Raw genomic sequence first — 24477 nt, forward strand, 5'->3', positions numbered from 1 at the left:
GTTCATTCTCCTCTTTTATCCTGTTATCTAAAACCTATGTAACCATAATACCGGTTCAGCTACCGATTAATCTCCTCAATTGTCCGTTGGTCTGCTCTTGTATTTTCCGACCATTGAACCATGAACTCATACTCTGGATTTTCCGGATCAGATACGATTCTCATATATTCTTCAAAACCGCCTTCTCCTCCTACATCTTCCGGAGGCCGTTCACCTTTTTGTTCCAACAGATACGGAATACGATTATGGCTGTTCCTTTCTACTTTTTCCAGAATAATCTCGTGTTCCCAGTTATCACCAAAATCATAGGTATAAATACACCGATCTGTTTCCTGAAAAATCCCTCTCAAGCTTGTCTTCGTATCATATTTTACTTCATACCGATCCCGCTCCAAAAACTGTTCCACTTCAGGATCTTCTCCATCCACAATCCTGATCTTCTTTGGATATGCATACAGCGGTGTCCCTTCTTCTGCTTTGTAATTCTGATCCACTACAGAAAATTCATGTAAGTGATAACCAAACCATCCAAAAGTGTATTGAATCGCCATATGTAGTTCTTCAAATGTACGCCGGGCATTCATACTGCCCTTCAAATTTTACCATATATCTTCCCAACTTCAGACTGGCTCTGTTCTGTACCACCGTATCTTCATCCAGCAGTTCTGCGTAATACTGAACGATTTGACAAGTCTGATTTAGCTTTGCCAATAATTTTCTATCCTTCGTTTTTGAAAACCTTACATCTCCGCAATTCCTGAAATACTCCTCCACTAACTCCTGAGGAATACCTTCTTCCAAAAATGCAGTACGGATTCCTTCTTTGATTCTTGATTCAAGATGTGCAATATCCTTTGCTTTCGGGCGATATAGGATAATTGGATATCGGATCAGATTATTCATGCATACGATAACCTTTCTCCGGTTAATCGTAATATAATTCACATGCCAGGAGTAAAAACCATCTGCTCCATCATCACATTCATCTGCCGAAACCATCCTGATTTTTTCAGAATCCAGTTTATCAAGTAGCTTTTTTGTACATTGAAGATACATTTCTTTCCACCACCTTATCCCTTCTTCATCTTACGCTCTACATAAATCAGCTTCGCCGTGTCAATTCCTGATTATGATCAAGAACACTCATAATGTTTGTTTTTCTTTACTTTTATAATTTCCTTTACCATCTGTTTCTTTCAAACAGTACACTTATGCCTGGAAAATCTATGTTACGGTTACAGTTCAAGACTATTTTTTTTCAACAGAAAATCATAAATACTCATAGTTGTAATCCCGTTTTCATCCCTGGTCACATTCATTACTTCCTTAACTATTATAATCTTCTTAAAAGAATCTTGAACCTGTAACAGAGATGCCTTCTCCTGTCGTTTTTTTTCCTCCGTTGACATAGCAAATGCAGATTGAATATAATATCTTCGGCTTCCCATATTTGCAACAAAATCAATTTCCAACTGCTTTCTCTCCATTTTCCCGTCAGCATCCCGTTTACGTTGTTCCACTAACCCAACATCAACAGAATACCCCCGGCTGCGCAGTTCATTATAAATAATATTTTCCATCAAATGTGTTTCTTCCACCTGACGGAAACCCAATCTGGCATTTCGGAGGCCTACATCTTCAAAATAATATTTCACAGGTGTACCTATATATTTCCTTCCCTTTACATTATAGCGATTTGCTTTGTGTACAATAAAAGCATCCTCCAAATATTCAATATACTGGCGGATTGTATTTCCACTAATGTTTGATCCAAGCACACTTTTAAATGTTGCTTCAATTTTAGGTACATTAGTAAGCGAACCGATAGCTGAAGCCAAAATATTAACCAAGTCCTCCAGTTCTTGTGTTTTTTCAATGTGATGTCGTTCTATAATATCCTTCAGATATGTCTCCTCAAACAGCCGTGTTAAATAGGAAACCTTTTGTTCCTCTGTCTTCATAGTCACAGTCAAAGGCAGCCCTCCATACAGGATATAATCTGCCCACCCATGGTACATATCCCCTTCATATACCTGCATAAACTCCCAAAATGTCAGCGGAAAAATATGAATCTCATCTCCCCGGCCCCGAAACTCTGTTATAATATCTTTGGAAAGGAATTTGGAATTGCTGCCCGTCACATAAACATCTGCATTATCAATATGCAGCAGAGAGTTCAGCACCTCTTCAAATTCATTTAAAAGCTGAACTTCATCCAGAAGAATGTAATACATTTCCTCATCCTGAATACAGGATTCGATATATTCAAGAATTACATCCGGATTCCTGTATTGTCTGTGCTTTCTTTGATCCAGCTCAATGCTGATAATGTGAGATTCCGGAATACCCTGTTCCAAAAGATAATGCCGGAAAATGTGAAAGATCAGATAAGATTTCCCCGATCTTCTGACCCCGGTCACTACTTTGATCATATGATTATGCATTCGATTTATTAGAGCTTCTAAATAATTGTCTCTCTTAATTTCCATATGCCACCTCGTTTTATTGAATATTTTTGACACATTTACCATTTTTACTCATTATATTATGCTTTGCATCAACCATTTGCAACCCTCCATTGAATATTTTTGACACATTTTCCATTTTTATTCATTTACATAACATTAGCATAGAAGATAGACTCCAGGTAAGCATTTTCCAATTCGCAAAATAATTATCATAGTATAAGAAACTTGTAAATATAGAAAATATGGGAGATTATAGGACTATAATTCTATAATCTCCCACAAACTTTGTTTATGTATTTCTGTAAAAAAATTTAATTGTATCTTTCAAATCATCACTAAAATCATCAAGATCCTCCAACACAATCGCACCTTCATTCAACAAAGACATTATAATATAGAACTGATTGGACCTGCTCATTTCACACTGTACTCCACAATTCTTTTTATCCTCTTTGATTCGCTTCTCGAGCTTCCAGAATTTATCAGATGGATCTCCCTCACCGCTAAGAATTTCGATATATTCTTTATTCAATTTATCCATATATGCTTCCTGCCATCCGACAATTTTTCTCCGAAATAATTTCCAATCTTTTTCAGAAAATCTGTTCATATCAGACACCTCTTTCTTACGTTTAAGATAGCATAGATCGTTTGTAAAATTAATACAAAATATATTTTATCACACCCATACTACTAATTCTACTCTGACTCGATATCACTATCACTGTCTCCTGCGAACCTTTCCAATTGCCCCTGATATCTTTTGCCGCAAAATCAAATGTCATTTCTTTCATCGTTCCATCATAGCTATGCATCCGTCCTTCCATCTGTCTCTTCTGAAGCACTGACCTTATCCTGCAATTTGGCACCCACCTTTTTCTGTCCCGGGACTTTTGACGCGATCCGTTTTGGCATATCTTTTGGCACATTGATCTGGATTCCGAACAGCATCTTTATGAACCAGAGCATAAAGACGAGTACAAGAATCGGAATCAGACAGGATGTTACCAGCATAACGGCAATCGTCTCAATAAACTGATTCAGGATCTGTTCCCCTTTATCCAGCAGTCCGGTTACTCCGTCTTTGATCTTTGACAGCGCTTTCTCGATGATATTGCCTTCGGAATCCGTGTTCTCATTGATTTCATCTGTGAGATCCTCCGCCCCTTTCACTGTTTCTTCCATAGATATCTCGTATGTGTCTTCTATAATCGAAGAGACCTTCATGCTAAATGGAATTACAAGAAAGATCACGGCAGCAAACAGTGCGATTTTTGCTGCCAGCATTTTCAGTACCGCCTTATTTGCACAGATTCCGGCAGCAAGCAATACGCATGCAATCGGAATCAAAATGGTAAATGCGGCATAGCCGGTCAGAGTGACCAGATATTTTTCCAGAAAGACTACCATCAAAATAATCAGAAAATACGATGTCAGATCCGCCAGCTTATTTGCCACCGGTGTTGTCGCATCACCAGGAATGGCGGCGAGAGCTGTCGATGCCGCTGCGGATGTTGCTGTCAGTTTCAGAACATCTTCCTTCTTTTCATCCAATGATTCGATCGTCTTCCTATGATTTTCCGGATCACCTGCCACTTTTGAAACGACTGTCATAGACAAAATCATGACTACGAGCAGTACGATGACTGCCGTTACTTTTTTTGCGTTCATCTTTCTCATAAGATTTGTCACTTTTTCTCTCTCCTTTATCCTTTGTTTCCCCGCCCGTTCAGGGAGTTCAGAACTTCCAGACACCTGGTACACTTTCGTCCTGCTCCTACATTAGTCCTGCACGCTGCGTGCAGTCAATGTTTTACTCCATGAAATTCCCATGTCTTTGTATCGATAATTGGAAATTCCCGGGATCCGATCGGGCTTCCGTCCCGGTATGTGGAAAAGACATCACACGATATCACATTTCCTCTTCTGTAGATCGCTTCTACCGGAGTGTGCCCAACCACCTGAAGCACCTGATCCTCCCCGTACATTTTCCAGCTGGAATACTGCGGTCTGTACCAGATCGGAGAGATATCATTCCACATCAGGTCGTGGTGAAACTCATTGATCGTGCGCACCACTTCGTCCACGTCATCATACTTTTCCGCTTCTACCGTTCCCTTTACAAATTCGTCCCGGACGCCGCCATGGCAGAACAGCACCTGGTCAATCTTCTGAATGTACCGGATCTCGTTTCCTTCCGGCAGTGCACGTCTTAGCTCCATCAGCTTTTCTCTTACTGTCCAGGCAGCCGCTACACTGTATCCACTTTCCCGTTCGTTCCACATATAACACAGATCGTGATTTCCATAGGCCCAGAGTGTGTCCGGATACTTCTTTGCAAATGCGATCGCAGCATCATACGTTTCTACATATCGTTCAATATGATGTTCCTGTCCCCAGTCGTCCGGAATATCCATCAGGCAGACCGCCTGGTCGGCAGCACCGCTCTCCAGAATGGATGACGCCTGAGTAAACAAATATGGTTTCAGGTGAACATCTGGTATCACTAATACTTTCATGACAATCCCCTTTTCTGAGTTATTTTCTGACACAATCCCAAAGCATTTTCCCTAAAGGTAAATTATATAATAGCCTTCTGACTTATTCCATTCTTTTCGCTAAATTTGTGTAGAATGTCTACACCTGTCTGGTTTCCGGTGTCTTATTCTTATAAGAAAGAAGAACATAGCATGACCCTGAGAAAAGTGCTGATGTTTCCAGCCGCATTTGTCATCAAATAAAGCAGAAAAGGCGTATTGACTTCGGTGTGCCACCTGTACAATACGCCTCTATTTCTCTTCTTTATCCCTTCTTACTTTTCCCGCAGCATTTCTTATATTTCTTTCCGCTTCCGCACGGGCACGGATCATTCGGATAAATCTTTTTTGTCCCTTTCACGGTATGTCCAGCAATTCCATCCGGCATAAAAACAGTTTCCACTTCATCTGCTCCGGAATCCAGATCAACGGTAAATCCCATCTGCTGAAGTTCATTCGATGCCTGCTTAAGCTGTTCCGCTGCCAGACTGCTCATCGGGACAATGGTCGGTTTCTGCCCTTCGGGAAGTACCGGCCTTTTCTTTGTCATCTCGCTCGGAGTCCAGCCTCGGTTTTGGATCATTCTTGTGCTATTATTCAATTCTATCAGCAAAGCTATGAAATCCCTGACCGTAGTTTCATCCGGAAATATGATTCCTTCTTCCTCAAAAATCTCTGTCACATCAGATGGCCCGCCACCTAAAGATATCTTGCTATATATACCTTGCATCAGATTTTCTGTCTGTTCTTCCTCGATCTTCATCCGTTTTATGAGAAACTCTTTTACCTTCCTGCAGCAGGTATCTCTGGATGGATATCCATGTCCTGTATAATCCAGAATCTCTTCCTGTTCCGGAATATAATATTCCAGGTCTCCCTGGCTTTCTTTGATCTTATTATAAAGCCCCTGCGGTAGAACTTCTTTGTATATAACCCACTCTCCACGGATGACACAAGGATTCTGATAATCTGGAATCCATGCAAAAATCTCCCGAAATTCCTCTTCACTGATATCTTCGCCCAGACATTTCACCAGCATTTCCTTTATAACAGAGATAGGTGCCAGGACGTAGAGAAAAATTACCATTGTAAGACACCGTATCATCCAAAAGGCTCTTTTCCTCTTTTTCCGGAATTTTGGTGTATTAACCTTTTTGTATATTTTCTTTACCTCATCCGGAACTGCGGAGAAATTGTCATTATAAATTCCCGCATAGGCCAGATTATAAAATCCCTCCAGCAATTCCAGATCTTTTCTGACCGGGTAATATCCCGTTGTTTTCAGTACGCTTTCAAATGCAGCAATTTCCTCATCACTGAACATCATCATCTGTCTCTCCATCACAGACGGCTTCAAAAGTTCTTCCTTGATTTTGCCGACCAGAATATCCTTTTTTAAAGAATGATATCCTTTTAATTCCAGGTCTTCTGCCAGACTTTTAAGTTCTTCTTTCGTCCAGGAGGACATAATTTCTGCCATCTCAGGATTTCGTGTATATCGTTCCTGCGCATTCCTGTTTTCTGCAAGATGCTTCTGCAAAAGATCCGCAAACTCCCGCAGCTTTGTCTCTGAGGATTTCTCATTGCGTTCTGCACGGCTCACAGGTTTTTCTGCTCCCCTGAGTCCGAAACTACCCGTTTTCATCTCCTGTTTCAACTCGTCAAATGTCCGGTAATCCGGATCTCCATAAGTCACCTGAAACTGTCCGCGAAGCTCCTGATTCGCTTTCTCCACGTCCATCCATGTCCTGCTGTCCGGACTTTCTTTTTGTTTGAGAATATATGGATATGGTTTCTCGTCCGTGACACATTTTTCAATCGTAACACGATATTCCTTTTCTTTTCCTGTCCGGAATGTAAACCATGGTTCCCTCCCCATGAGATCGTCAATATAAGTATCAGAAGAACACCAGTAATCAAAATTATATCTTCTGACTGCCTGTTCGCCCTCTCTCCACTCTCTTAACTGAATTCCGGCCTGGTAAAATTCAAATTCATACTGTTCTGAAACTTCTGTCTCCGCTATTGCCTCCAGAATCACGGCAAGCTGTGAAAAGGTAATGCCTCCCGGCACAATACACCGCTTCCATACCGGTGGTTTTGTTTTCTTTTCCGCCAATTTTATCTGAAATGTTTTCATCTGTATCTCCTACATCCGGTTTTCAATCTTCTTCATCAGTTCCTCAAGCACTTCCGTTCTTCCTAATTCCGTCTCAATCCCCAGCTCCTGGCAGATCTGTTCCAGCGCCTTGATGATCCACGGATTTCCGGAAGTGATCTTTCTCATTCTTCCCTGCTGTTTCAGATGGCTTAAGAGGAAATTGGATACCACAGACAGCTCTGTCTCCTCCGGTTTGAGGAAATACCGGGTTATGATTTTTCCGGTCTTTTCGTCCGCCGCAACGAACAGAAATGGATTTCTCGGTCTTCCCGCCTCTTCGTCGCTTTCTGCGATATGAGTATAGTAAAAATCAATCTGAACATTCTGCTCTTTTTCCGGAGTATTTTTCAGTTCTTCTTTTAATTCTTCTTTCTGAATCTGCATTCCCATGTATGGCCTGGTCTGTTTCGAAATCTTTGCCGGGAACATGTTCCAGAGTCCGGTCTCTACATTGAAAATCCGGCAGAGCCGTTCATTTTCCTCCCACTTCATTGGAAGCTTCTTTTCTTCCAGCGCCCGGATGCACATAAACAGGTTTCGGATGGCCTCTGTCATCAGAAGCACCTCGTCCTGATCCGGTGAAAATGGAATGTATCTGGAACGGTAAGAGATAAAATTCGGCCACATCTCTTCTTTTGCCATCGGAAGATTCAATGCCTTTGAAACCTCCTGCTGTGAATACATCATGTCTGACTTCTTTCCGTATCTGCAGATCAAAGCGCGGCGGTCCGCCATGGCATAATCTTCGGAAAGATATTCTTCCATTCCGGTTCCCAGTTCCGCAATCATGGTCAGATCCTGCCATCCTTTGAATCCCGGATAAATCTGGATCTCTTTTTCCTCTCCCTGTCCGTTACCAAGGATACGGAGAAAGACCGGTTCTTTCTCATCTTTTAACTGAATGACGACATACTGATCCTTTGTCAGGTACTCCCATGGTTTCAATTCTTCTATCCGGCAGGCTGCTTCGTACAGTTCCCACCACATCTTTAAAGCTGCTTCTTTGCGCATCGTTTTTTTCCTCCGTCTGCTGCTTTCTGATCGCTTGATTTTCGTTGTCTTCCTCATTTACTATACCATTCTTTTTTCCGGCGCGCCATCCCCTTGTGCGGTTTCCTCGCTGCCTCCCTGTTTTGCCCTCCTGTTTCTGTTATGTTCTATCCATTCGTCCAGAGAGAGAGGTTCGTAGTCGGAATACATGCAGAAGCAGTTCAGCATGTTGCACGGAATCGTCTCCTCCTCTTTTGTGTACATATTGACCCTTTTTGTCTCCCCGGTTTCCCGGACAAATCGGGATACCAGTACTTCATCAAAGCTGTCATGGACATGGCCGTACATCATGTAGGTACGCGCGTTTCCTTCCTGGTCTTTCCTGTACTGTCCGTGATAGCAGAAGACCGGATAATGGCAGAGAATGACTTTCCGTTTGTTGTCTTTCATTTCTGCGTAAGGCCGGATCCATACGAAACGTTCTCGTTCAAAGTCAGAATCCTTCAGATAATAATCGTGATTTCCTTCGATCAGATACAGCCTTCCGTGAAGTCTCCGCAGAATCTCATTAGTCCGTTCTCCTTTTTCCATGGAGAAATCTCCCAGAATGACAACTTCATCTTTCGGCCGTACTTTCTTGTTCCATTTCTGGATCATATATTCATTCATCTCTTCCGCATCCGCAAAGCCTCTCTTGTCCATCTTTTCATTCAGGCCCCGATGGAAAAAGTGGCAGTCCGCAATGTAATACCTCATCGTATCGCCTCTTTTCCTTGCACTCTTCTGTTGTTCATATTACAATAAAGTCACCTATTTTTAAAGGAGGTTTTTCCATGGCTGACAAAGAAAATTCATTTGATATGACGGACTGGGAGCTGTCCGAAGAATATTACAAGGAAAACGAGGAGAATAAAGAGCTGAAACTGGAAGATTTCATGCTCCCTGAAGACGAAATTCCATCCGCTAGTTCAGATGAGACTCAGGATCCGGCGCTTGCCAGAACCATTTCTGATGTTCAACAGGTTCTTTCTGTCTATGGAGAAGGAAAATCTGTAGAAGAGATCGCACTTGCACTGTCTTTGGAGGCAGACTATGTCCACACGATTTTATACTGTGCTCAGGGCTTCTCTGAGGATGATCCGATTGCTGTGGCCCGGCTTGTAATGATGTCATAGTCCACAGTATGTTGCTTTCGGGCAAAAAAGAATTGACATCCGGTTGTTTCAATGCTACTGTTTTGGTTAGATATTGCTAACCAAATGAGGTGAGACGGCATGGCCAAAAATCTTACAGAAGAGAAAATCAAATATCTGCTGTTTTTATATGACAGGAAAACTCATCCCCTGTCCGTAACTGCGGCTGCAAAAGCCTGCGGTGTTGCCAAATCCACGTTCAGCCGGACATTGGGTGCCTTTTTTGAGATGGGCTACGTGGCGGAACCTGGGAAAACAATGTTATCCCCTGACGGCGAAAAGACAGCCCGTGCTCTCCGGCAGGAAGTTGACCAGATGAAAGAATGGTTACAGTCGGAGATTTTTCTGCAGGGTGACCTGTTAGAAGCGGAAGCCAGACGGACTGTCTGTGCGCTTTCGACGGACACCCGAAAAAAACTGTATTCCCGGCACCGTCTTTCCATTTTCTTTGCTTCCCTGAAATCTGTTACTGAAATTCCGGGAGACCGGCTCTGCTTCCAGCTTCCGGACGGGGAGTACGAATTCGCCTTTTCTATCTACAAGGTTTGGAAAGAAGAAGCACAGCTTTCCATGGCGGATCAGGGTTTTTTCCATCCCGGGCTGCTCCGGATTCAGGAAGGAAAAGGCGAGGTCTTTTTGAAAATCCGGGAGGTGGAACAGGATTCCCGTGTCCGCGGCATGCGGATGCGTGGGCAGGTGGACAGCCTCTCCTGTCTCATCCACGGCGTTTCCCGGCCATGCGGACGCCGGGAGGATGCATTTGTCTTTCCGATCCAGCCTCTGGATTTCTTTTACCGGGAGGAGGAGCGGATCCTGCAGGCCAGTGTGGAGATGGAGTTTACCTGCTCTGTCGGACCGGTGCATATGCCAAAGAGCCGCGCTCGAATGATCATGATTTTTAAATAAACAGCCTTTTGTTCCAGGGGTGGAACAATCAGGACCCGCAGAAAACAGACTGTTTTCCAGATCCTTTTCCAAAATGTTCCGTCCCCGGAACATTTTTTTTGCTTGAAATCCTGTTGCCTCCTATGCTAGGATAGGTTCGCAAGTTAGTTGAGACTATCCGCTAAGTAAATCAGGAGGTATTTATGAAACGAAATCCTTTTCGCTTTTTGTGGCTGATCGCAGCCTTTTTGTCACTCGCTCTCGGCGCTGTGGGCGTCGTACTTCCGGTACTGCCGACCACACCGTTTCTTCTGGTAGCCTCTTTTTGTTTTGCAAAAGGCTCCGAACGGTTCCACCGCTGGTTTATGGGAACACGTCTGTACCAGAATCATCTGGACAGTTTTGTAAAGGAACGGGCCATGACGTTGAAGACGAAGCTCTGTATTCTGCTTCCGGCTTCTGCCATGCTTCTGATCGCCATGTATATGATGTCAAATCTGCCGGGCAGGCTTTTCATCGTTTTCCTGATCCTCTTTAAATACACCTACTTTTTTACAAAAATCCGTACTATCCCGCAGGGTGAGCAGTCATGAGGAAGAATCTCAGCACGGCAGACAAAAGAGAGCGTGAAAAGCAGGTCGTCGATCTGATGATCGCTCTCTACTGCCGTAAAAAGCATCATACAGCAAAGGAACAGCTCTGCCCGGAATGTCTGGAGCTTCGTTCCTACTCGCACCTTCGCTCGGACCATTGTCCGTTCATGGAATCAAAAACCTTTTGCAGCAACTGCCGCGTGCATTGCTACCGCCCGGAAATGCGGGAACGGATCCGGGAAGTCATGCGGTTTTCCGGTCCAAGGATGCTGCTGCACCATCCCGTTATGGCAGTGGATCACATGATCTGCTCGATGAAAGAAAAAAAACTAAAAGGAGAACAATGATATGATCAAGACAAGGCTCATGAAGCTTTTGAAGGGATCTGAAAAATATATTATCCAGAATATTCTCTGGCAGTGGATCGCTCTTTTGTTTCAGATTGCGGCTATCTTTGCGGCAGGCACGTTTCTGCAAAGTCTGATGGACGGCACACTGAATCAGGGAATCTGGATCCGGACCGCCGTCATTGCGGTTCTTTCGCTTCTTGTCCGCTTTGGCTGCGAAAAAATGGCCGCCATCGCTTCAGGAAAGGCAAGTTCCGATGTCAAACTTGTACTGCGCCGTCAGATTTATGAAAAACTTCTGCGGATCGGTGCATCGTATAAAGAAAAGGTACCGACTTCCGAGGTCGTACAGGTAACCACCGAAGGGGTGGAACAGCTGGAGATCTACTATGGAAAATATCTTCCGCAGCTGTTTTACAGCCTTCTGGCTCCGGTCACACTGTTTCTTGTGCTGGCGCCTGTCAGCCTCAAGGCAAGCCTCATTCTTCTGATCTGTGTGCCGCTGATTCCGGTATCCATTGTGGCGGTGCAGAAATTCGCCAAAAAACTGCTGAATAAATACTGGGGAATCTACACGGAGCTCGGCGACAGTTTTCTGGAAAATCTGCAGGGACTGACAACTCTGAAAATCTATCAGGCAGACGGAATGAAATCCTGTGAGATGGACGAGGAGGCCGAGCGCTTCCGCAAGATTACCATGAAGGTACTGACCATGCAGCTGAATTCTGTCAGTGTGATGGATCTTGTCGCCTACGGCGGCGCGGCCATCGGAATGATCGTCACCGTACTGGAATACGCGGACGGACACGTCAGCTTTGCCGGAGCATTTACCATTATCCTTCTGGCATCGGAATTTTTCATTCCTCTCCGACTCCTTGGTTCTTTCTTCCACATTGCCATGAACGGAATGTCGGCAAGTGACAAGATTTTCCGGATTCTGGATCTGGAGGAAGGACAGAGCGGAACAAAACATCTGGAGGCCGGTCCGGTACAGGTATCCTTTGACCACGTAGAATTTTCCTATGAAAAAGAGAAACCGGTATTAAAGGATATTTCCCTGACCATTCCGGCAGGCAGCTTTATCTCCCTTGTCGGTGTTTCCGGCTGTGGAAAAAGTACTGCCGCCGCTCTTCTGACCGGGAAGATCCAGAACTTCCGCGGCCGGATCCGGATCAACGGAATTCCGGTATCCGAAATCCGTGAGGAGAATCTGATGCATGCCGTCACCTTGATCCGCCACAACAGTTATCTCTTTAAAGGAACGGTCCGGGACAATCTCCGGATGGGAAATCCTGATGCGTCCGATTCCGAGATGAAAGATGCGCTTCAGAAAGTGCGTCTTCTGGAATTTCTGGAAAACCAGAACGGACTGGATACGGTGCTTGAGGAGCAGGGAAGCAATTTCTCCGGCGGTCAGAGACAGCGTCTTGCCATTGCAAGAGCCCTTCTCCATGATACGCCAATGTACATTCTCGACGAAGCGGCGTCGAATATTGATGTAGAAAGCGAAGACCAGATCATGGAAGTGGTCCGAGAACTCGCAAAGACAAAGACCATTCTCTTTATTTCCCACCGTCTGGCCAATGTGACGGCATCCGACTGCATCTACATGATGGAAAAAGGGGAAATCTCCGAGAGCGGCACACACGAAGAACTGATGCTGCAAAACGGCAGTTATGCGGCCATGTTCAAAAAACAGCAGGATTTATGCAGGATAAGGGGGATTGAATCATGAAACGACGAAGCGGAATCAAAATCATGGGACAGCTGATCGGACTGGTACGTCCTCTGCTCCATGTCATGCTTGCGGCCATCCTTCTGGGAGTGGCAGGCTATCTGTGCGCCATTTTCCTTACGGTCATGGCCGGCGCCGGAATTCTGAAGCTTTCCGGTCTGACGGGCGGATTTTCACTGAGATTTCTGTTTCTCTGTCTTGGGGCTGCTGCCATTCTCAGAGGCATTCTCCACTACGGTGAACAGGCATGCAACCACTATATTGCGTTCAAGCTGCTGGCGCTGATCCGTCATAAGGTCTTTGCCGCCCTCCGCCGTCTCTGTCCGGCAAAGCTGGACGGGAAGGATAAAGGAAACCTGATTTCCATCCTGACGACGGACATTGAACTTCTGGAAGTGTTTTATGCCCACACCATTTCACCGATTGCCATTGCCGTGCTGACCTGCCTGATCATGGAAGTTTTTTTCTTCCGCTACAGCATCCCGGCAGGAATCTTTGCGCTGTGCGGCTATGTGGCAGTCGGCGTTCTCATTCCGGTGTGGAATTCACGGAAAGGTGCCGGATCCGGAATGGCATTCCGGAATGAATTCGGTGAGCTGAACAGTTTTGTTCTGGACAGCCTTCGGGGACTGGATGAGACAATCCAGTACGGCTGCGGTAAAAAACGGATGGAAGAACTGGAAGCGCGGAGCAAGGAACTCAACCGGAAACAGACTGTGATGAAAGAACTGGAAGGAAAACAGAGAGGACTGACAAGTCTTCTGATCCTGTTCTTCTCTTTCGGGATGCTCTTCTTATGCGCATGGATGTGCATGGAAGGCCGGATGGATATGGAAGGCGCTTTTCTGTGTACGATTCTGATGATGGGCTCCTTTGGCCCGGTCGTGGCGCTGTCCGGACTTTCCAATAATCTGATGCAGACACTTGCAAGCGGCGAACGTGTTCTGTCTCTTCTGGAAGAAGAACCGGAAATTGAAGAAGTCACCGGAAAAGAACCGTCTGAATTCGGGTCTGTCGAATGTCAGAATCTTTCCTTTGCGTACGAGGAGGAACAGATCCTCTCCGATTATTCCATTTCCATACCAAAGGGAAGCCGGATCGGTCTGCATGAAAAGAGCGGTTCCGGAAAATCCACGCTTCTCAAACTTCTGATGCGCTTTTATGATACGGACAGCGGTTCCATCCAGATCGGCGGACGAAAGCTTGCTTCGATCAACACGAAAGACCTCCGGGATATGGAAAGTTATGTCACTCAGGAGACAAGTCTCTTCCACGATTCCATTGCCAACAATATCGCGGTCGCAAAGCCGGGCGCGTCCCGGGCTGAAATCGAGGAAGCCGCGAAAAAGGCATCACTCCATGAGTTTATCATGAGCCTTCCGAATGGATATGACACCATGGTCGGAGAACTCGGAGATACTCTCTCCGGCGGAGAAAAGCAGAGGATCGGGGTGGCAAGAGCCTTTCTCCACGATGCTCCGCTCATCCTTCTGGACGAGCCGACCAGCAACCTGGATTCCCTCAACGAAAGCATCATTCTGAGATCTCTCAAAGATCTGGGCAGGGACAAAACAATCGTCATCGTCTCCCACCGCGAGTCCACCATGGCGGCTGCCGAAAAGGTCTATGAAATGTCCGGTCGGGTTTCCTGATGCCTGAACCTGAACCGGTTCCGGATACGCGTCGTATGAGAACTCTCAGACTGCGCTATTGACATTTTCACCGCCATCCTATATAATCATCTCGACATCTGTCAGTAACAGATGATTATTTTCAGAAAGGATGTATTACATTTTTATGGACGACTCAAGCGACGGTGATTCTGAGCATCATAATTTTGTAAAAATGAACATAAATCCGGATATGAGGTATAGTCTGTCGTTTCATGAAACAACAGGCTATGCCTTTTTGTGTTTTTTTATCCGGCTTCGGCTATGACAGCGCCTGTATTTTACCGGCATTTGAAGCTTTTACATTTTTACAGACAATATGATGAATAAAGGAGAACTGATTTATGAATTCTATATTACCCCAGCTTTTGCTGCAGGTCATTCTTATCTTTTTAAATGCATTTTTTGCGGCGGCGGAGATCGCAGTGATCTCACTGAATGCCTCCAAACTTCGGAAATCGGCGGAGGACGGCGATAAAACCTGTGCCCGTCTTCTGAAACTGGTGGAAGAGCCTTCCGGATTTCTCTCAACCATCCAGATCGGAATTACATTGGCAGGATTCCTCGGCAGTGCGTTTGCCGCGGACAACTTTTCCGGCTATCTGGTAGACTGGGTATACAAAGACCTGGGATTTCATTCTCTCCCGGTCTCAGTACTGGATACACTCTCCGTTATCGTGATCACCATTATTCTTTCCTATTTCACACTGATTTTCGGTGAACTGGTTCCAAAACGGATTGCCATGCAGAAATCCTTTGCTGTAGCAAAATTTGTCTATCGTGTAGTTTCTTTTGTTGCTCTGATTATGAAGCCGGCAGTTGCCTTTCTTTCTCTTTCTACCAATCTTGTACTGAAGATGTTTGGTATGAAGACGGAAGCGGAAGAAGAGACCGTAACGGAGGATGAGATTCGTCTCATGGTAGAGCTCGGAGAAGAGAACGGATCGATTGACAGCGATGAGAAAGAATGGATCCAGAATGTGCTGGAATTTAATGACACCATTGTCCGGAACTGTATGACACATGAATCTGAGATCATCGCCATCTCAGCGGATGCTACCGATGAAGAAATCACGCAGCTTATTACGGAATCCGGTACTTCCCGTTACCCTGTATACCAGAATGATCTCCACGACATTATCGGTGTACTTAATGCGCGTACATTCCTGCTTTCCCGCGCCAACGGTGAGAAAACGAACATCCGTAAACTTCTGCGTCCGGCATACTTTATCCCGGAAACGGTTCATGCATCCACGCTCTTCCGTGATATGCAGAAGCAGAAACTGCACATTGCAATCGTGGTTGACGAGTACGGCGATACTTCCGGTATTGTAACACTGGAAGACCTGGTGGAAGAAATCTTTGGAAATATCTACGATGAATTTGATGAAAACGAACCGGCGGAGATCGAACAGCTCAAAGAAAATCTCTGGAGAGTCACCGGAACCGCAGATGTCGATGACATCGCAAAAGAACTGGACATCGATCTCCCGGAATCTTCCGACTATACCACACTTGGCGGAATGGTGTTCAGCAACCTGAAGACGATCCCGAAAGATGGTACAACTGTCGATCTGGATGTCGGGGATATTCACATCCACGTAGATGCGATCTCCAGAAGAAGAATCCAGTCCGCACTTGTATCAAAGGTCGAAAAAGAACCGGAAGAAGAATAAAGAGTCACAGACAGAAAGGACATGGAGCCGGAAAATGCTCCATGTCCTTTCCTTATCTGTTTTTTCTATTCACTCTCATCGCTGCTTTTTCATTTCTTTTCCCGGAACACCACATAGTTTTTCCGGTAATTTCCCCACCAGGTGCTTGCCGGATTAGTAAAGTAAAAGGTGGAAAAGAGCATCTCGGTCTCATTCAGCTTCGCAAGCAGCCTCAGAAGCCGTTCCTCCAGCGGAAAAATGATACCGTCTTCCTCCGCTTCCAGCTCTTTTAGGTACCTGTTTTCCTCTTCCGTCAGGCTTTCCCTGATCTTTTCCTTCGCCTCATCGGGAAGAGTGAAGTAATAAAAATCCGCCCAGGCATTCTCTTTTCCACATGCCTCCCATTCTGCGGACAGTTTATCCACAGCTTCCCCGGCATCCAGTATGAATTCTACCCAGTCGCACTGATCAAATCCTTCCTGGATCTGTTCCAGATAAATGGCTCCCGCCTGTTTCAACGTCTCAATCTGCATCTTCGTCCCCCCTGTTATCTCCGGACTCTTGGGTGCGTATCGCGGATCACGCTCATAATAAAGCGGAATGCAATATCTGCCATCTCTTCCGGCGTTTCCGATTCCTCCGGATCTTTCTGGAGCCAGTAGCGGATGAGCCCGACACAGCCTGACAGACAAAACCGGTAGGAATATTTCAATACATTCATCTCATTCGGGAACTGGCGCTTCAGTCCGGTCAGGCACTTCTCTCCGACAAGATCCTCTACCTCCTGAACAAAGGCCGGATCCCCGTTTTCTCCCATAAGAGATCGATACAGTTTGCGGTTTCTCCCGAGAGAAAAGAAGATGTCCTTCATAAACAGAACACTCTGCTCGGAAAATGGTTCCGGCGGATAAGTTTCCATCACTTCGGCAATCTCCTCTATCAGCTCCTGCTTCACATTTTCAAGCATGTTGGAAATATCAGAGTAGTGCAGATAAAAAGTAGAACGGTTGATGTGGACATGGGCCACAAGCTCTTTTACCGTAATCTCCTGAATACTTTTTTCCGTCATCAGATCTGCCAGACCTTCTTTTAATCTTGTCTTGGTTCTCGCAACTCTTTTATCCACTTTCTGTCCTGTCATGCCGGCATCCTCCTCTTTTTCTTCTTTCACTATAATATAAAAAGACTTGAAATGCAACACTATGTCTATTATTTTTTAGAGTCTACGTTTAAATTCGTCGTATCCAAAGCTTCGGATGATCTGATAGTCTCCCTGATCTTCCAATACGATATCCGGAAGTTTCATCCCGTTAAAGGTATTGTTTTTTACCATCGTATAGATTGCCATATCCTGAAATTCCAGCCATTCCCCTGGTGCGATCGGATGGTCAAAAGAATAATCACCGATCACATCTCCCGCAAGACAGGTCGGGCCGGCAAGACGGAATGTGTAAGGCTTCTCATCCGGAAGGCCTGCATCTTTCAGCGGCGGACGGTACGGCATTTCCAGTACATCCGGCATATGGCATGCTGCGGAAGTGTCCAGAATGGCGATCCGGATGCCGTTTTCCATTGTCTCCAGCACCTCCGTCAGAAGCGTCCCCGCATTCAGCGCGACGGCCTCCCCCGGTTCCAGATAGACTTCCAGTCCGTATGTTGCCTGCATATGGCAGATGCACCTCTTTAACCGTTTAATGTCATAATCGCTTCTTGTAATATGGTGGCCGCCGCCAAAATTGATCCACTTCATCTTTGGAAGCCACGCCCCGAACTGCTCCTCCACCGCCCGCAGCGTCACTTCCAGATCATCGGAATTCTGCTCGCAGAGCGTATGGAAATGAATGCCTTCAATACCGTCCATCAGTTCTTCCGTCAACTGTTCCTTCACTGTTCCAAGGCGTGATCCCGGCGCACATGGATCGTAAATATCATGCCCCTCCTGGGTGGAGCACTGTGGGTTTACCCGGATTCCCGGACTTTTCCCTGCTTTTTTCACCCGGTCTTTATATTTTCGGATCTGGGCCGGGGAATTCAGAACAATATGTCCGCAGAGGGAAAGAATCTCGTCAAACTCTTCCTCCCGGTAAGCAGGGGAGAAGATGTGGTTTTCCTTCCCCATCTCCTCCGCCCCCAGTCTGGCCTCATAAAGCCCGCTGGCCGTCGTCCCGTCCAGATATTCCCCGATGAGCGGGTACAGTGAATACATGGAAAATGCCTTCTGGGCCAGCAGGATCCGGCACCCGGTCTCCTCGCGAAGCTGCTTTAATACCCGCAGATTCGCTTCCAGCTTTTCTTTCTGTACAATATAGCACGGCGTGCGAAGTTCTTCTTTTCTCATGGCCGCGCCCTAATCTACCAGTTCCGGGTTCTCACAGATCTTCCACGGCAGTCCCCATTTGTTCAGTGCATCCATGAACGGATCCGGATCAAACTCTTCCATATTGAAGACGCCCGGTTTCTGCCAGGTACCGTTCATCACAAGCATCGCACCGATCATGGCCGGAACACCTGTCGTGTAGGCAACCGCCTGGGAACCTACTTCCTTGTAGCATTCCTGATGATCGCACGTATTGTAAATGTAAAGTTTCTTCTCTTTTCCATCCTTCTTGCCGATAAAGATGCATCCGATATTGGTCTTTCCTTTTGTTCTCGGTCCCAGAGTGGATGGGTCCGGAAGGACAGCCTTTAAGAACTGAAGCGGTACGATCTCTTTTCCTTCGTACATGATCGGCTCGATGGATGTCATTCCTACATTTTCCAGACATTTCAGGTGAGTCAGGTAGCTCTGTCCGAATGTCATGAAGAAACGGATTCTCTTGATACCCGGGATGTTGAGTGCCAGAGACTCGATCTCTTCATGGTGCAGAAGGTACATATCCTTCTTTCCTACTTCCGGGAAATCATACTCTCTTTTGATTTCCATCGGCTCGGTTTCTACCCAGTGTCCATCCTCCCAGTAGGAGCCTTTTGCGGACACTTCCCGGATATTGATCTCCGGGTTAAAGTTGGTTGCGAACGGGTATCCATGATCTCCGCCGTTGCAGTCCAGAATATCAATGTAGTTGATTTCGTCAAAATAGTGTTTCAGCGCATAAGCGGAAAATACACTTGTCACGCCCGGATCGAATCCACTTCCAAGAAGGGCCGTGATTCCTGCTTTTTCGTATTTCTCGCGGTACGCCCACTGCCATTTATATTCAAACTTTGCCGTATCTTCCGGCTCATAGTTTGCTGTGTCCACATAGTGTACGCCGGTTTCCAGGCAGGCATCCATGATTGTCAGATCCTGATACGGAAGCGCCAGGTTCAGCACGACGTCCGGCTGTACCTTCTTGATCAGCTCCACAAGTTCCGGCACGTTGTCCGCGTCCACCTGCGCGGTTGTGATTTTTGCTTTTGTCTTTCCTTCCAGTTTTTCTTTCAGCGCGTCACACTTGGATACTGTACGGCTTGCAATGCAGATCTCGTCAAACACCGCGTCATTCTGCGCACATTTCTGAATTGCTACTCCTGCGACACCGCCGCATCCGATTACAAGTACTTTTCCCATGATAAGTTCCTCCTTCTACTTTTACCTGCCGATTGCCAGCAGCATTTCTCTGATAATTTTACATGCCACGGCTGTGGACACCCCGCTTGCATCATACGGCGGGCACAGCTCATTGACGTCACACCCTACAAGGTTCACATTGCTGCAGACAGCGGTCACTGCCCTCTGCAGCGTTATATAATCGACTCCGCCCGGTTCCGGCGTTCCTGTCCCCGGAAATACCGACGGATCCAGGACATCCAGGTCCACCGTAAAATAAACCGGCTTCCCTTTCAGGTTTTCGATCGTTTCTTCCAGCCCTTCCAGATCAAAGGGATGCAGGTTTGTATGTCCCTCTGCCGCCCAGGAAAACTCTTCCTTTTCCCCGGAGCGGATTCCGAACTGATGGATCCTTCCGTCTCCCAAAATCTCCCAGCAGCGCCGGATGACGCAGGCGTGGGAAAGTTTCACACCCAGATAGTCCTCTCTCAGATCCGTGTGGGCATCCAGATGGATGATATGAAGATCCGGGTACTGCCCTGCCACGGCCCGGATGCTTCCAAGGGTCACAAGATGCTCTCCTCCGATCAGAAACGGAAGTTTTCCGTCCTTTAAAATTTCACCTGCACGCTCCTCAATGGCAGCAAGCACCTTTTCGGAATCCCCGATGGCAAGTTCCAGATCACCGCTGTCAAAGACATGGCAGTCCAGAAGATCTTTGTCCTGATACGGACTGTATGTCTCAAGTCCGTAAGACTCATTCCGGATGGCCTGTCCTGCAAATCTTGTTCCAGGACGGTAGGATGTGGTAGAGTCAAACGGCGCACCGTAGAGGACGACCTTGGCATCCTCATACTCTGCATCACATCCGATAAAATTAATTACGTTTTTCTTCAACATCTTTTAACAGTTCCTCCACATACACCGGAAGGGCAAACACACCCGCGTGAAGCCTCGGTGCATAATATCTCGTACTGATTCCCCGAAGTTTCCATGCTACGCCGTTTAAGTCATCCAGCGGATGATACCGTTTTGACGCAAATCCGAAAAGCCAGTGTCCGGACGGGTAGGATGGAATGTGTGCCTGGTACACCCGGCAGATCGGAAAGGTTTCCACAATCCGCTTGTGCATCCGCTGGCACTGGTACGCTTCTTCTGCATAGAACGGACTCTCGTTCTGATTGATCATGATTCCGTCTTCATGAAGGGCATTATAACAGTTTCCGTAAAATTCCTTTGTAAACAATCCTTCGCCCGGTCCGAACGGATTCGGGGAATCGATGATAATCAGATCGTATTCATCGGTCCGGGAGCGGATAAACCGCAGACCGTCCTCATGGTAGATTGCCACCCTCGGGTCCGTCAGGCTGCAGGCGATCTCCGGGATATATTTCCGGCAGACCTCTACAAGAAGCGGATCAATCTCCACCACATCGATGGTCTCGATCGTCTCGTATTTAATCAGCTCCCGGACAACGCCTCCGTCGCCTCCGCCGATAACGAGCACCTTTTTCACATCCGGGTGGACTGCCATCGGTACATGGGTAATCATCTCATGATAGATGAATTCGTCCTTTTCCGTCAGCATCAGATCTCCGTCCACCACAAGAACCTTGCCGAATTCCGTCGATTCCAGCACATCGATCCGCTGGAATTCGCTCTCGGCGCTGAACAGCTGCCGTTCCACACGAAGGGACAGTCTGGCATGGTCCGTATGTTCATCTGAAAACCACATTTCCATTTTTTATTCCTCCTTCAGTACGTTGAGCCGCTCGATCTTCTCATCCTCCGGCCCGGTCATGGAACATCCTTTTTCCTTGGCATAGACAATATAGTCAATAATCTCATCGGTGATCTCCTCGCCCGGTGCGAGAATCGGGATTCCTGGAGGGTAGCACATCACAAACTCGCTGCAGATCCGTCCTCTCGTCTCTTCCAGAGGGAGGGATTCTTTCTCTGCATAGAAGGATTCCTGCGGAGTCATCACAACTTTCGGCGGAATATATTCCTGTGAAAGCATTCCTGTCTTGTCTTTCTGATACCGTCTCTTAATGTCCGCAAGGGCGCTGACAAGCCGCTCCACTTCCTGCTTCCTGTCTCCGATGGAAAGGTATGCCAGAATATTTCCAAGATCCCCGAATTCAATCTGAATATCATATTCATCCCGCAGAATATCGTACACCTCGATCCCCGCAAGGCCGATGTCCAGCGTATGTACCGAAAGTTTGGTCGGATCGAAATCAAACACACTGCTTCCGTTTTTCATCTCTCCTGCAAACGCATAGTATCCTCCGACCTGGTTGATCTCTTTTCTCGCATACTCGGCAAGTTCCGCCACCTTTGCGAATGCTTCTTTCCCGCGAAGCGCCAGATTCCTCCTGGAAATATCGAGGCTTGAAAGAAGCAGATAGGACGCACTTGTCGTCTGGGTCAGATTGATGATCTGGCGCACATATCCTGCATTGACATTCGGTCCTGTCAAAAGGAAGGAACTCTGCGTCAGGCTTCCGCCGGATTTATGCATACTGACCGAAGCCATATCCGCTCCCGCTTCCATGGCAGAAACCGGAAGTCCGTCTCCAAAATAAAAATGGGTTCCATGTGCCTCGTCGGCAAGTACGAGCATATTGTATTCATGGGCAAGCTTTACGATCGTGCGCAGATCCGAACAGATACCGTAGTAGGTCGGATTATTCACAAACACTGCCACCGCGTCCGGATTCTCCCGGATAACCTTTTCCACCTGGGATACCTTCATTCCAAGAGAAATCCCCAGATGATGATCCACATCCGGATTCACATATACCGGCTTTGCTCCGCAGAGCACAAGCGCATTGATGACGCTGCGGTGGACATTCCTCGGCAGAATAATCTTGTCGCCCTTTTTACAGCAGGACAGCACCATGCTCTGCACTGCCGATGTCGTCCCGCCAACCATCAGAAAGGCATGCGCCGCTCCAAATGCATCCGCTGCCAGCTCTTCCGCCTCCTTGATGACAGAAACCGGGTGGCAGAGATTGTCAAGCGGCTTCATCGAATTGACGTCAATACCGACACACTTGCTTCCCAAAAGCTCCACCAGTTCCGGGTTCCCACGTCCGTGTTTGTGGCCCGGAACATCAAACGGCACGATTCTCATTTTCCGGAACCGTTCCAGCGCCTCGTAGATCGGCGCTCTCTTCTGTGATAACATCTCCATTTCCACTTACTCCCTTACGTATTGATATGCCTGCCCTGATCCAGGCCGGAACTCCTTCTGAGAGAAAGTTTTCCGCAAAACAAAAAGACACAGGCAGACGGCATACATACCATTTACTTGTGTCTTCTCTATCTTCTTTCCACACAGTCAAAGAAACTGTGCGGATACATATACAGTTTTATCGCATATTCAGACAGATATTGGCGTAGAGTCTATATAGCAAATATTTTTACTTTTACTACTCTTATTGACCGTTTCACAAGTTGTGTATGCTGTTGCACACCGGTTATAAAGTAACCAACTTATAAAATTTGAGCTTCTAACTCAATCAATAATGCAGCCTCCGGCCGCTAAGAAAATATTTGCATGGAGAACTTTACGAATATCTGCTTTCCATACGCGTTTATTCTAACACGCTAAATCTGAATATACAATAGTTATTTTTATAAATTTTCACTGTTCTGTCTCATGTTTTTGTATTCGGCCACGGAGCGGTCAAATCCCTTGATATGGCGGAACAGCCAGTCTGTCACGGTCTCATTGAGCGCTTTGACAAACGCATCTGTCGGGCCTTCCTCTTCTTCCAGCATTTCATGCAGATCTTCTACCGCATGCTTGAATTCCTCGTGTTTTGCCTTGTGCTCTTCCAGCCCCGGATAAGCAATCTCTTCCTGAAGCTTTTCTTCCGCTGCAAAGTGGAAATCTGTGTAGTCAGCAAGGTAATTAAGAAGCTTCACTGCTGTCGCCTTGTCTCTGTGTGTCTCGCAGGCTTCTTCCAGGTCTGCGATCTTTCCGATCAGTTCCTTGTGCTGAGCGTCAATCATCTCATTTCCGGTTACAAGAGTTTCATCAAATACTGCATACATCTTTTTTTCCTCCTTTTTGATTAATCCAGTTTGGACTCTCTTCTTTCTACATCCATGATCATATCGACTCTTCTCTGGTGGCGGCCGCCTTCGAATTCAGCGCCAAGAAATTCGTCGATAATCATCTTAGCAAGTTCAATTCCAATTACACGGGAACCAAACGCAAGAATATTTGCGTTGTTATGCTGTCTTGACAGTCTGGCGGTGTACGGTTCGCTGCAGACGGCAGCCCGGATTCCGTGGACCTTGTTTGCCGCAAGGGAAATTCCAAGTCCGGTACCGCAGATCGCGATTCCAAAATCCACTTCCCCGGATGCCACCGCATGTCCGATTTTCTCACCATAGACCGGATAATCACAGCTCTCAGTGGAGTCCGTGCCATAATTTACTACATCATATCCTTTTTCTTTTAAATATGCCACAACCTGCTGTTTCATCTCTACAGATGCGTGGTCATTTGCAATTCCTATTTTCATACTCGTTCCTTTCTGTTCTGGTGATTTTCCTCACTCTGGTTCTATTATACTTGTTTTGTATTTTTTTGACAACTGTACCGTCCTATCTTTTCTTCCTAAAACTCGAAATTTCATAACTCTCCCGAAACCCGACAAGAGCCGCACGTATCTTTTCCGTGCAGCTCTTGTCTTCA

At 46.3% G+C, this 24477-nt stretch carries 25 protein-coding genes; 7 read left to right on the forward strand and 18 right to left on the reverse strand.

The genetic code is table 11. From position 1 onward, the window contains the following. Window positions 1–59: 59 nt before the first annotated feature. From B5G11_RS03640 to B5G11_RS03680, 9 genes are all read right to left on the reverse strand, one after another. On the reverse strand, window positions 60–551 hold the full coding sequence (locus B5G11_RS03640) for a plasmid pRiA4b ORF-3 family protein (protein ID WP_158099203.1): 492 nt from the start codon (window positions 549–551) through the stop codon (window positions 60–62). Between the two features lie 10 nt (window positions 552–561). Further along, complete coding sequence (locus tag B5G11_RS03645) at window positions 562–1056, reverse strand: hypothetical protein (protein ID WP_087252216.1); 495 nt, start codon at window positions 1054–1056, stop codon at window positions 562–564. Window positions 1057–1235: 179 nt separating this feature from the next. Further along, a complete protein-coding gene (locus B5G11_RS03650; protein WP_330677532.1) occupies window positions 1236–2531 on the reverse strand; it encodes an ATP-binding protein in 1296 nt (431 codons plus the stop codon). 226 nt (window positions 2532–2757) lie between these two features. Next, a complete protein-coding gene (locus B5G11_RS03655; protein WP_087252218.1) occupies window positions 2758–3078 on the reverse strand; it encodes a multidrug transporter in 321 nt (106 codons plus the stop codon). Window positions 3079–3275: 197 nt separating this feature from the next. Continuing rightward, complete coding sequence (locus B5G11_RS03660) at window positions 3276–4160, reverse strand: hypothetical protein (RefSeq protein ID WP_242958905.1); 885 nt, start codon at window positions 4158–4160, stop codon at window positions 3276–3278. 113 nt (window positions 4161–4273) lie between these two features. Continuing rightward, a complete protein-coding gene (locus B5G11_RS03665) occupies window positions 4274–4987 on the reverse strand; it encodes a metallophosphoesterase (protein ID WP_087166838.1) in 714 nt (237 codons plus the stop codon). Between the two features lie 283 nt (window positions 4988–5270). Beyond that, entirely contained in the window at window positions 5271–7145 is a 1875-nt protein-coding gene (locus B5G11_RS03670) for an SEC-C metal-binding domain-containing protein (protein WP_087252265.1), read from the reverse strand. Between the two features lie 9 nt (window positions 7146–7154). Further along, on the reverse strand, window positions 7155–8177 hold the full coding sequence (locus B5G11_RS03675) for a hypothetical protein (RefSeq protein WP_087252219.1): 1023 nt from the start codon (window positions 8175–8177) through the stop codon (window positions 7155–7157). Window positions 8178–8237: 60 nt separating this feature from the next. Next, entirely contained in the window at window positions 8238–8912 is a 675-nt protein-coding gene (locus tag B5G11_RS03680; protein ID WP_087252220.1) for a metallophosphoesterase, read from the reverse strand. 77 nt (window positions 8913–8989) lie between these two features. Here B5G11_RS03680 and B5G11_RS03685 point away from each other — a divergent pair, with 77 nt between their 5' ends. From B5G11_RS03685 to B5G11_RS03715, 7 genes are all read left to right on the forward strand, one after another. Next, the gene (locus B5G11_RS03685) at window positions 8990–9331 is read left to right on the forward strand and encodes a hypothetical protein (RefSeq protein WP_087166834.1); all 342 of its coding nucleotides are present in this window, start codon (window positions 8990–8992) and stop codon (window positions 9329–9331) included. Window positions 9332–9430: 99 nt separating this feature from the next. Beyond that, on the forward strand, window positions 9431–10255 hold the full coding sequence (locus B5G11_RS03690) for a hypothetical protein (RefSeq protein WP_087252221.1): 825 nt from the start codon (window positions 9431–9433) through the stop codon (window positions 10253–10255). A 182-nt stretch (window positions 10256–10437) separates the two neighbouring features. Further along, window positions 10438–10827 (forward strand): YbaN family protein, encoded by a 390-nt coding sequence (locus B5G11_RS03695; RefSeq protein ID WP_087166832.1) that lies wholly within the window; start codon window positions 10438–10440, stop codon window positions 10825–10827. After that, on the forward strand, window positions 10824–11174 hold the full coding sequence (locus B5G11_RS03700; protein ID WP_087166831.1) for a nitrous oxide-stimulated promoter family protein: 351 nt from the start codon (window positions 10824–10826) through the stop codon (window positions 11172–11174). The genes B5G11_RS03695 and B5G11_RS03700 overlap by 4 nt, the downstream gene beginning before the upstream one ends. Before the next feature lies 1 nt (window position 11175). Then, complete coding sequence (locus B5G11_RS03705) at window positions 11176–12909, forward strand: ABC transporter ATP-binding protein/permease (RefSeq protein WP_087252222.1); 1734 nt, start codon at window positions 11176–11178, stop codon at window positions 12907–12909. Next, window positions 12906–14561 (forward strand): ABC transporter ATP-binding protein, encoded by a 1656-nt coding sequence (locus B5G11_RS03710; protein ID WP_087252223.1) that lies wholly within the window; start codon window positions 12906–12908, stop codon window positions 14559–14561. The genes B5G11_RS03705 and B5G11_RS03710 overlap by 4 nt, the downstream gene beginning before the upstream one ends. Window positions 14562–14923: 362 nt before the next feature. Beyond that, window positions 14924–16255, forward strand: coding sequence for a hemolysin family protein (locus B5G11_RS03715; protein ID WP_087166828.1), 1332 nt, complete (start codon window positions 14924–14926; stop codon window positions 16253–16255). 89 nt (window positions 16256–16344) lie between these two features. Here B5G11_RS03715 and B5G11_RS03720 read toward each other — a convergent pair whose 3' ends face one another. The 9 genes from B5G11_RS03720 to rpiB all read right to left on the reverse strand — a co-directional run bounded on the left by B5G11_RS03720 (window position 16345) and on the right by rpiB (window position 24304). Beyond that, window positions 16345–16767: a hypothetical protein gene (locus B5G11_RS03720; protein WP_144289668.1), complete on the reverse strand. Its 423-nt coding sequence runs from the start codon at window positions 16765–16767 to the stop codon at window positions 16345–16347. 14 nt (window positions 16768–16781) lie between these two features. Then, window positions 16782–17375, reverse strand: a complete 594-nt coding sequence (locus tag B5G11_RS03725; protein ID WP_087166827.1) for a TetR-like C-terminal domain-containing protein — start codon at window positions 17373–17375, stop codon at window positions 16782–16784. Between the two features lie 75 nt (window positions 17376–17450). Further along, on the reverse strand, window positions 17451–18572 hold the full coding sequence (nspC, locus tag B5G11_RS03730) for a carboxynorspermidine decarboxylase (protein WP_087252224.1): 1122 nt from the start codon (window positions 18570–18572) through the stop codon (window positions 17451–17453). A gap of 9 nt (window positions 18573–18581) precedes the next feature. Next, the gene (locus B5G11_RS03735; RefSeq protein WP_087166825.1) at window positions 18582–19784 is read right to left on the reverse strand and encodes a saccharopine dehydrogenase family protein; all 1203 of its coding nucleotides are present in this window, start codon (window positions 19782–19784) and stop codon (window positions 18582–18584) included. Between the two features lie 21 nt (window positions 19785–19805). Next, entirely contained in the window at window positions 19806–20663 is an 858-nt protein-coding gene (speB, locus tag B5G11_RS03740) for an agmatinase (RefSeq protein ID WP_087166824.1), read from the reverse strand. After that, complete coding sequence (gene speE / locus B5G11_RS03745) at window positions 20641–21504, reverse strand: polyamine aminopropyltransferase (RefSeq protein ID WP_087166935.1); 864 nt, start codon at window positions 21502–21504, stop codon at window positions 20641–20643. The genes speB and speE overlap by 23 nt, the downstream gene beginning before the upstream one ends. Window positions 21505–21507: 3 nt before the next feature. After that, window positions 21508–22962 (reverse strand): aminotransferase class I/II-fold pyridoxal phosphate-dependent enzyme, encoded by a 1455-nt coding sequence (locus B5G11_RS03750; protein ID WP_087166823.1) that lies wholly within the window; start codon window positions 22960–22962, stop codon window positions 21508–21510. 443 nt (window positions 22963–23405) lie between these two features. Further along, a complete protein-coding gene (locus tag B5G11_RS03755) occupies window positions 23406–23828 on the reverse strand; it encodes a hemerythrin family protein (RefSeq protein ID WP_087166822.1) in 423 nt (140 codons plus the stop codon). Between the two features lie 20 nt (window positions 23829–23848). Continuing rightward, window positions 23849–24304 (reverse strand): ribose 5-phosphate isomerase B, encoded by a 456-nt coding sequence (gene rpiB / locus B5G11_RS03760; protein WP_087252225.1) that lies wholly within the window; start codon window positions 24302–24304, stop codon window positions 23849–23851. Window positions 24305–24477: the final 173 nt, after the last annotated feature.

The organism is Drancourtella sp. An57 (assembly GCF_002161525.1).
Classification (GTDB): domain Bacteria; phylum Bacillota; class Clostridia; order Lachnospirales; family Lachnospiraceae; genus Sellimonas; species Sellimonas catena.

Excerpts from the sequence above, each read along its gene's own strand:
- B5G11_RS03700 (WP_087166831.1), top strand. The coding sequence starts at position 10,824 with ATGAGGAAGAATCTCAGCACGGCAGACAAAAGAGAGCGTGAAAAGCAG.
- B5G11_RS03755 (WP_087166822.1), bottom strand. The coding sequence starts at position 23,828 with ATGTATGCAGTATTTGATGAAACTCTTGTAACCGGAAATGAGATGATT.
- B5G11_RS03665 (WP_087166838.1), bottom strand. The coding sequence starts at position 4,987 with ATGAAAGTATTAGTGATACCAGATGTTCACCTGAAACCATATTTGTTT.
- B5G11_RS03680 (WP_087252220.1), bottom strand. The coding sequence starts at position 8,912 with ATGAGGTATTACATTGCGGACTGCCACTTTTTCCATCGGGGCCTGAAT.
- nspC (WP_087252224.1), bottom strand. The coding sequence starts at position 18,572 with ATGAGAAAAGAAGAACTTCGCACGCCGTGCTATATTGTACAGAAAGAA.
- B5G11_RS03670 (WP_087252265.1), bottom strand. The coding sequence starts at position 7,145 with ATGAAAACATTTCAGATAAAATTGGCGGAAAAGAAAACAAAACCACCG.
- B5G11_RS03710 (WP_087252223.1), top strand. The coding sequence starts at position 12,906 with ATGAAACGACGAAGCGGAATCAAAATCATGGGACAGCTGATCGGACTG.
- B5G11_RS03705 (WP_087252222.1), top strand. The coding sequence starts at position 11,176 with ATGATCAAGACAAGGCTCATGAAGCTTTTGAAGGGATCTGAAAAATAT.
- B5G11_RS03685 (WP_087166834.1), top strand. The coding sequence starts at position 8,990 with ATGGCTGACAAAGAAAATTCATTTGATATGACGGACTGGGAGCTGTCC.
- B5G11_RS03675 (WP_087252219.1), bottom strand. The coding sequence starts at position 8,177 with ATGCGCAAAGAAGCAGCTTTAAAGATGTGGTGGGAACTGTACGAAGCA.
- B5G11_RS03640 (WP_158099203.1), bottom strand. The coding sequence starts at position 551 with ATGGCGATTCAATACACTTTTGGATGGTTTGGTTATCACTTACATGAA.
- B5G11_RS03725 (WP_087166827.1), bottom strand. The coding sequence starts at position 17,375 with ATGACAGGACAGAAAGTGGATAAAAGAGTTGCGAGAACCAAGACAAGA.
- speB (WP_087166824.1), bottom strand. The coding sequence starts at position 20,663 with ATGTTGAAGAAAAACGTAATTAATTTTATCGGATGTGATGCAGAGTAT.
- B5G11_RS03715 (WP_087166828.1), top strand. The coding sequence starts at position 14,924 with ATGAATTCTATATTACCCCAGCTTTTGCTGCAGGTCATTCTTATCTTT.
- speE (WP_087166935.1), bottom strand. The coding sequence starts at position 21,504 with ATGGAAATGTGGTTTTCAGATGAACATACGGACCATGCCAGACTGTCC.
- B5G11_RS03695 (WP_087166832.1), top strand. The coding sequence starts at position 10,438 with ATGAAACGAAATCCTTTTCGCTTTTTGTGGCTGATCGCAGCCTTTTTG.
- B5G11_RS03720 (WP_144289668.1), bottom strand. The coding sequence starts at position 16,767 with ATGCAGATTGAGACGTTGAAACAGGCGGGAGCCATTTATCTGGAACAG.
- rpiB (WP_087252225.1), bottom strand. The coding sequence starts at position 24,304 with ATGAAAATAGGAATTGCAAATGACCACGCATCTGTAGAGATGAAACAG.
- B5G11_RS03655 (WP_087252218.1), bottom strand. The coding sequence starts at position 3,078 with ATGAACAGATTTTCTGAAAAAGATTGGAAATTATTTCGGAGAAAAATT.
- B5G11_RS03645 (WP_087252216.1), bottom strand. The coding sequence starts at position 1,056 with ATGTATCTTCAATGTACAAAAAAGCTACTTGATAAACTGGATTCTGAA.
- B5G11_RS03690 (WP_087252221.1), top strand. The coding sequence starts at position 9,431 with ATGGCCAAAAATCTTACAGAAGAGAAAATCAAATATCTGCTGTTTTTA.
- B5G11_RS03750 (WP_087166823.1), bottom strand. The coding sequence starts at position 22,962 with ATGGAGATGTTATCACAGAAGAGAGCGCCGATCTACGAGGCGCTGGAA.
- B5G11_RS03650 (WP_330677532.1), bottom strand. The coding sequence starts at position 2,531 with ATGGTAAATGTGTCAAAAATATTCAATAAAACGAGGTGGCATATGGAA.
- B5G11_RS03735 (WP_087166825.1), bottom strand. The coding sequence starts at position 19,784 with ATGGGAAAAGTACTTGTAATCGGATGCGGCGGTGTCGCAGGAGTAGCA.